Annotated in this window: 8 protein-coding genes; 5 read left to right on the top strand and 3 right to left on the bottom strand. The window is 65.7% G+C overall.

Translation table 11 applies throughout. The features are described 5' to 3' along the window. Positions 1 to 166: 166 nt before the first annotated feature. Positions 167 to 1,138, bottom strand: a complete 972-nt coding sequence (locus CF70_RS33675) for a hypothetical protein (protein WP_051648024.1) — start codon at positions 1,136 to 1,138, stop codon at positions 167 to 169. Between the two features lie 333 nt (positions 1,139 to 1,471). Here CF70_RS33675 and phnC point away from each other — a divergent pair, with 333 nt between their 5' ends. The 5 genes from phnC (at position 1,472) to CF70_RS04115 (ending at position 5,454) form a co-directional block, all read left to right on the top strand. Continuing rightward, positions 1,472 to 2,311, top strand: coding sequence for a phosphonate ABC transporter ATP-binding protein (gene phnC / locus CF70_RS04135; protein WP_035860739.1), 840 nt, complete (start codon positions 1,472 to 1,474; stop codon positions 2,309 to 2,311). A gap of 82 nt (positions 2,312 to 2,393) precedes the next feature. Beyond that, a complete protein-coding gene (gene phnD / locus CF70_RS04130; protein WP_035860736.1) occupies positions 2,394 to 3,386 on the top strand; it encodes a phosphonate ABC transporter substrate-binding protein in 993 nt (330 codons plus the stop codon). A 178-nt stretch (positions 3,387 to 3,564) separates the two neighbouring features. Then, positions 3,565 to 4,356, top strand: coding sequence for a phosphonate ABC transporter, permease protein PhnE (gene phnE, locus CF70_RS04125; RefSeq protein ID WP_035860758.1), 792 nt, complete (start codon positions 3,565 to 3,567; stop codon positions 4,354 to 4,356). 61 nt (positions 4,357 to 4,417) lie between these two features. Then, on the top strand, positions 4,418 to 4,954 hold the full coding sequence (locus CF70_RS04120; protein WP_035860733.1) for a phosphonate degradation HD-domain oxygenase: 537 nt from the start codon (positions 4,418 to 4,420) through the stop codon (positions 4,952 to 4,954). A gap of 11 nt (positions 4,955 to 4,965) precedes the next feature. After that, on the top strand, positions 4,966 to 5,454 hold the full coding sequence (locus tag CF70_RS04115; RefSeq protein WP_035860730.1) for a GNAT family N-acetyltransferase: 489 nt from the start codon (positions 4,966 to 4,968) through the stop codon (positions 5,452 to 5,454). Between the two features lie 35 nt (positions 5,455 to 5,489). Here CF70_RS04115 and phnN read toward each other — a convergent pair whose 3' ends face one another. Next, positions 5,490 to 6,146, bottom strand: a complete 657-nt coding sequence (gene phnN, locus CF70_RS04110) for a phosphonate metabolism protein/1,5-bisphosphokinase (PRPP-forming) PhnN (RefSeq protein WP_081862009.1) — start codon at positions 6,144 to 6,146, stop codon at positions 5,490 to 5,492. Next, a complete protein-coding gene (locus CF70_RS04105; RefSeq protein ID WP_035860727.1) occupies positions 6,143 to 6,877 on the bottom strand; it encodes a DUF1045 domain-containing protein in 735 nt (244 codons plus the stop codon). The genes phnN and CF70_RS04105 overlap by 4 nt, the downstream gene beginning before the upstream one ends. Positions 6,878 to 6,905: the final 28 nt, after the last annotated feature.

Here is a 6,905-nt window from a genome sequence, read left to right as displayed (position 1 = left end):
GCTTCGCCTGGAACAACGATGCATCGAGTCCAGGGGTGTGCGCGCCGGCAGGAAGGCGGGAGCCGTCCTGCATCCTGCAAGGAGGGGAAACCGGGAGGCAAGGGGCGCCGGGTGGCGCCCGTAGCGGCCGGCCAGCGTATCCGCTGACGCCGGCCGGGGGCGAGGATCAAGGCGATACGCTTGCGGCGACTTGGGTGTAGGTCTTCTTGTAGGTGAGGTCCGCCATGCCGGCCGGGTAGGTGTAGTCGAACTGGCACTTCACCGCGCGTCCGTACTTGGTCGACCACCAGCAGACGTCGTTCTCGCTATAGGTGGTGAAATTGACGTCATTCGAGTTCGTATAGGCGACGACATAGCGGATACGCAGGGTGTCGAGGGTGCCCGCCGGCGTGCCGAGTTGTTCGAACCCTTCCACCACGGCGTTCACGGCGGCCGTTTCGTGGTAGCCAAGCGCGCAGTTCAGCGTCCAGGCAGGGCTCCAGGTCTTGCCCACGTACAACGGGAAGTTGTACAGGTCGCGCTTCGGCGCGTAGGTGCACTGGTTGGTGCCGGGGGGGCGCGACCGGGTCAGGCGGTTGCGGTCGCCGTCCTGCGTGTAGGTCTCGACGACTGTGTTTGTTGCATCGGTGGCTACGAGCGTTGCGATGCCGTTGGCGATGGCGGTGGTGGTATAGGTAAGGGGTTTCGTCACCGTGGTGCCGTTCAACTGCAGGTTGGATTCGTTGAACGTGATGGCTTCACCGACCCTGGGCGCAATGGCGGCATAGCGATGCGGCGGGACCGTGATCGTGATGGTGGCGGAATTGGCCGGGTTGCTTACGGAAACGGCCTTGAGCGTGACGGTACCGCCTTCGGGGCTCGTCAGCGCGGCTCTCCACGACTGCTCGGTGATTGCCGGAGACGAGATCGTGGTCTTGCTCGGCGTGGCGGTCCAGGTGACTGCCTGGTTGGCGTCCAGCTTCACCTCCTTGCCGGACTCCACGGTAAGGCTGGCCGACTGCCCGGCGGCAACCGAGGTCGACTTGGCGCCGTCCGATGTCGCACCTACGGAGAGGGGACTGGCGGTGCCGCCGTCCCCACCGCCGCCGCAAGCCGCCAGCAAGGCGGAAATCGCCATGCCTGCGATCAGTTTTTGCATCCCTTTCATTCTTCTTCCTTTCCTTGTTATTGGTTTTTTTTCTGGCTTCTTCCATTTAGTGCATTTTTGGAAAAGCGGGCCAGATTATAAATGACTTATGATTAACTTCGTCTTGGTGGCGATACCCGTTTCGTGGGGTATCGGCAGGGTTAATGTCTGGTTTATGTAACATTTCGGCGGAGTCAAACCAGGCCTGAGCGCGCCCGCGTGGCAGGCCGTGCGCAGGCAGGGCGCGATGCATATCCGGCCCGATTTGCAATTGCCTCACAACCTTCATCGTTTTGTCATCGGCACCACCCAGAATGCGCTCACTGTTGATGCAAGGAGAGTGGGATGACGCATGCGATTGAAGTGCGCGGCCTGTCCAAGTCGTTCCAGGCGGGACGCAAGGCGCTGGATAATGTTGGCCTTGCCGTTGCGCCCGGTGAGATGGTTGCCCTGCTGGGCGCCTCGGGCTCGGGCAAGTCCACGTTGCTGCGCCATGTAGCGGGTTTTGTCGCAGCCGATGCGGCTGGCGCTGGCGAGGTGCTGGTCAACGGCCGCACCATCCAGCAAGGCGGCCGGCTGGCCCCCGATGTGCGCGGCGCGCGCGCCGAGATCGGGTTTGTGTTCCAGCAGTTCAATCTGGTGGGACGCCTGCCGGTGATCACGAACGTGCTGACCGGCATGCTGCCGCGCGTTCCGCTGTGGCGCAGCCTGATTCGCTTTTTCCGTAACGAAGAGATCGACGCCGGGCTCGATGCGCTTGCCCAGGTTGGTATAGACGACTATGCGTTTCGGCGGGCCTCGACCTTGTCCGGCGGCCAGCAGCAGCGCGCGGCGATCGCCCGCACGCTGGTGCAGAACGCGCGGGTGATCCTGGCCGACGAGCCGATTGCTTCGCTGGATCCCGAATCGGCGCGGCGCGTCATGGAGTTGCTGGCGCAGATCAACCGCACGCGCAAGGTGGCCGTGGTGGTGTCGCTGCACCAGGTGGACGTGGCAATGCGCTATTGCCCGCGCGTGGTGGCGCTGCGGCATGGCAAGGTGGTCTACGACGGCCCCTCGGCGGCACTGACGCCGGGCATGCTGCGAGACCTCTACGGCACCGAAGCCGCCGAACTGCTGCCCGAGGGCGCAGGGCTGGATGCGGTGGCTCCCGCCATGATGCCCGGTGGCCTCGCGGCAGCCTGATTTTCCCGGATTCTCTGTCAAGTTTTTTTCCGCAAGCACCCCCAACAAGGCCCTCAACAAGGCTTTACCCCGGAGTTCCCTTATGCTGCGCAGAACCCTTTTTGCCCTGATCGTCACGAGCGCCGCGGGCGCGCTTTCGTTCCCCGCTTTCGCCCAGGAGGGCAAAGTCCTCAACATGGGCTTTATCTCGACGGAGACTTCGTCCAACCTGAAATCCGCCTGGCAGCCCGTGGTCGATGACCTGAGCAAGCAACTGGGCGTACAGGTGAAGCCGTTCTTCGCTTCCGACTACGCCGGCATCATCGAAGCCATGCGCTTCAACAAGGTGCAGATCGCCTGGTTCGGCAACAAGTCCGCCATAGAGGCGGTGGACCGCGCCAACGGCGAGGTCTTCGCTTCGGTGATCGACAAGGATGGCAACCCCGGCTACTGGTCGCTGCTGATCGTCAACAAGGATAGCGAACTGAAGACGCTTGACGATGTGCTCAAGCAAGGCAAGTCGCTGAGCTATGGCGCGGGGGATCCGAACTCCACCTCCGGCACCGCCGTGCCCGGCCACTACCTGTGGGCTGCCCACAAGATCGAGCCGAAGACGTTCTTCAAGACGGTGCGCGTGAGCAATCACGAGACCAACCTGCTGTCGGTGCTGAACAAGCAGGTCGACGTGGCGGTGAACAACACGGAGAACATGGAGCGCTACCGCATCAATACCGGCAAGAACGCCTATGACCAGGTGCGCGTGCTGTGGAAGTCGCCGCTGATCCCGGCGGACCCGCTGGTCTACCGCAAGGACCTGCCGGCCGACGTCAAGGCCAAGGTCAAGACCTTCTTCGTCAACTACGGCAAGGGCGCCGACGCCGCGCGCGAGAAGGAAAACCTGGCCAGGCTGACGTATCAGGGCTTCCGCGCTTCCAACGACGCGCAACTGGTGCCGATCCGCCAGATCGAGCTCGCCCGCGAAAAGACCAAGATCGAGACCGATACCACGCTGGCCGCCGCCGACAAGGAAAAACGCCTTGCCGACCTGAGCAGCAAGCTGGCTGAACTCGACAAGATCGCCGCCAGCGCGCAGTAAGCGCAAAGCAGTCCGCCGGGCGCGATCGCGCGGCCCGTCCCGATGCCTGGGGCGGGCCGCCACGTATCCGCTGCTGCTGCGTGCTGCCCTTGCTGCCTGCTACTGCCGCTTCATCGTATTTGCCGCTGTACCCACCGTCGTCTTTGCTTCCCCCATGCTGCCTTCCGTCAACACCGCCATGCCTCCAGCCACTCCGTCTCGCGCCGGCCGCCCGCCGCGGGCCAGCCTGCCAGTCCTGTTCGTCTGGGCGGTGGTGCTCGCCTTGCTGGCCATGTCGTGGCAAGGCGCCGACATGCGCCCGTTCGACCTGTGGAAGGATTCCGGCAATATGGCGAAATTCGCCGCCGACTTCTTTCCGCCCAGCTTCCGCGACTGGCGCATTTACCTGGACGAGATGCTGGTGACCGTCCAGATCGCGATCTGGGGCACCTTCCTGTCCATTGTGTTTGCCGTGCCGCTGGGCCTGGCGTGTTCTTCGAACATCGTGCCCGCCTGGGTCTACCAGCCGATGCGGCGCGTGATGGATGCCTGCCGCGCCATCAACGAGATGGTGTTCGCCATGCTGTTTATCGTGGCGGTGGGGCTGGGGCCGTTCGCCGGCGTGCTGGCTCTCTGGGTGCACACCACCGGCGTGCTTGCCAAGCTCTTTTCGGAAGCGGTGGAGGCGATCGATCCGCGCCCGGTCGAAGGCGTGCGCGCCACCGGCGCGAGCGCGATCGAGGAGATCGTCTATGGCGTGATTCCCCAGGTGCTGCCGCTGTGGATCTCGTACGCGCTGTACCGCTTTGAATCCAACGTGCGTTCGGCCACGGTGCTGGGCATCGTCGGCGCGGGCGGCATCGGTACCGTGCTGTGGGAGATCATCCGCAGTTTCCAGTATGCCGAGACCTGCGCGGTGATCATCATCATCGTCGGCTTTGTCACGGTCATCGATTTGCTGTCGGCGCGCATCCGCAAGGCGCTTGTGTGACGCGGGCATCAGCCTGCCTCGTATGCCATCCACTCAAGCACGCCACCATCCCTGAATCTTCATGACGATCCTGCGCCGCATCGAAATACTCTTCTCTGGCCACGGCACCGCCTTCTACGGCGGTGAGGCCATCACGCAGACCGAGCACGCGCTGCAATGCGCGCAACTTGCCGAGCAGGCCGGCGATCCCGAATCGCTGATCGTGGCCAGCCTGCTGCACGATCTTGGCCATCTCGTGATGTCCGAGGACGGCACCACCGACATGCGGCACCAGGAGGTGGGTGCCGATCTGCTGGGGGTCGGCTTCGGGCCCGCCGTGACCGAGCCGGTGCGCCTGCACGTGGCGGCCAAACGCTACCTGTGCGCCATCGATCCGGGCTACCAGGCAACGTTGTCGCCAGCCTCGCTGCACAGCCTCGCCTTGCAGGGCGGCCCCTACGATGCGGCGCAAGCCGAAGCCTTCGTCGCGCATCCGCATGGCCCGGACGCGGTGCGCCTGCGCCGCTACGACGATCTTGCCAAGGTCGTGGGCCTTGCGACGCCGCCGCTGGAGTACTACCTGCCGATGGTGTCGCGCTGCATCCGGCGCATTTCCTGAACTACCGACCCATGAACGCCCAAGAAGAAAGCCGGGAAGCCGGCGGCCTGGCCCTGCGCGAAGTCACCGGCACCGATACCGAACTCGTGCAGGTGGCCGCCTTGCTGTCCGAGATGGATGGCGAGGCACCGCTGCCACTGCCCCGCATGCGCGCGTTGTTCGCGCAACTGAAGGCAATGCCTGACTATCGCTGCTACCTGATGCTGGCGGCTTCCGGCGAACCGCTTGGCACGTTCTGCCTGCTGATCTTCCCGGTGCTGGCACATGACGGGCGCAGCGAGGCTATCGTGGAAAGCGTGGTGGTGGCCCGCACCGCGCGCGGCACCGGCGTGGGTTCGGCCATGATGCGCGCGGCCATGCGGCTGGCGGAGGAGGCGGGCGCCGCCAAGCTGGCGCTTTCGTCCAGCGCCAGGCGCCTGCAGGCCCATCAGTTCTATCGGCGGCTGGGATTCACCGAGCACGGCATCAGTTTTAGCATCGGGTTGCCGGCGTCGGCATAGCCGGGCGGCTTGCCGCGCGGCGGCGACGTCCGGGATCAGGATCGCCCGGCCACCGTCAGCCCGGTCTTGCCCCCGTGTCCACCCTCGCGCGTCAGCCGCAGCAACGCCTGCGCCGCGGTCTCCAGCGCGCCGCTGTTGTCGATCACCGTCAGCCGGCAGCCAGCCGGCACGGCGAACGGTTCGCCGGCACGCTGCAGGCGCCGGACGATGGCTTGCTCGTCCTCGCGGCCGCGCAGGCGCAGGCGCTCTCCCAGTACCTGCAGGCGCACGCTGATCTGTACCGCGTGCAGGGCGGGGTAGCGGGCGTGGGCGGCGGCGAGGTGTTCGCGTGAGCCGTTGACGACCACGCACAGGCCTTGCGCCAGCCAGGCGTCGAGTTCGATACCAATGCCGTAGCACAGGCCGTGGCTGCGCCAGTGCAGCGCAAAGCCGTGTTGCGCGGCGCACCGCTCGAACTCGGCCTGGGTGATCGCGATGCTGGCTTCGTCGGCGCTGCTGGCGCGGGTGATGTAGCGCTGCGCTATCCGTACGCGCCCATCGTCCTGCAGCTTGTCGCGCAAGACGCGCAGCAAGGAGTCTTTGCCGCTGCCGGAAGGGCCCATCAGGTAGATCAGTCGGCTGCCGCTGGCAGCCTGGGCCGGTGCCGCGGCCAGGTCGGCCCGGACGGCGGTGCCTGTTGCCTGGGTATTCATGCCGCGGTTTCCAGCAGGGCCGCGCCGGCGGCGTCGGTGATGCTGCCATCGAAGCCGTAGTGGCGGGCCGCCATGAAGGGCGCATCCGGTTCCGGCTGCACGAACAGGCTGACATCGCGTACGGGCATCGGCGCGTGCAGGAGCGTGCCGCTGGCGGCTTGCAGCATGGCGATGGCTTCGGCTTGTTCGGCTTCGTCCAGCATGCCGGTCAGCGTGATGTGGAATATGAAAGTCTCGAATGCGTAGGGGTAGCCCCAGGCGTCGAGCATGCGCCGGGACGCCGCGCTGAGTTGCGCGGGATTGCGGCGGGCAAGTTCGGCGCTGGTGGGCGGCGCGCGGAAGTCGTCCAGTTCCCGTACAGCGGCGTCCGCCAGGGCGTGCATGCGCGCATTGGCGCTTGCGTCGCCGCCCAGGCACCAGGCCAGGAAGCCGCGCAGGTTCTGCAAGGCGAGCGGAACGGCGAAGGGCTGCCGGTCCAGGGCGAAGGCGCGCATGGCGGCGTCGAGCGCGGCTGGCGTCTGGCTGTCCGCAAGGCGGAACGGTGCCTTGAGCGTGGCATGCAGGCCATAGTGGGCGGGTGCTTCGGTCCAGCAGGCAATGCGGGCATCCTCCCGCGCGGGGCGTGCGATGGCTGCGCCCGTGTCGGCGCAGCGGCCCAGCCACTGCGCGCCCACCTGCCGGAACGGCGCGGCGGGATTGAGGTAGATGGCGTAGCGATAGGCCCGGGACATTGGGTTTGGTGCGGTGCTTGGCATCATG

It is taken from the genome of Cupriavidus sp. SK-3 (genome assembly GCF_000611145.1).
In the GTDB taxonomy this organism is placed as follows: Bacteria; Pseudomonadota; Gammaproteobacteria; order Burkholderiales; family Burkholderiaceae; genus Cupriavidus.
This window is presented reverse-complemented; position numbering and strand designations above follow the sequence as displayed.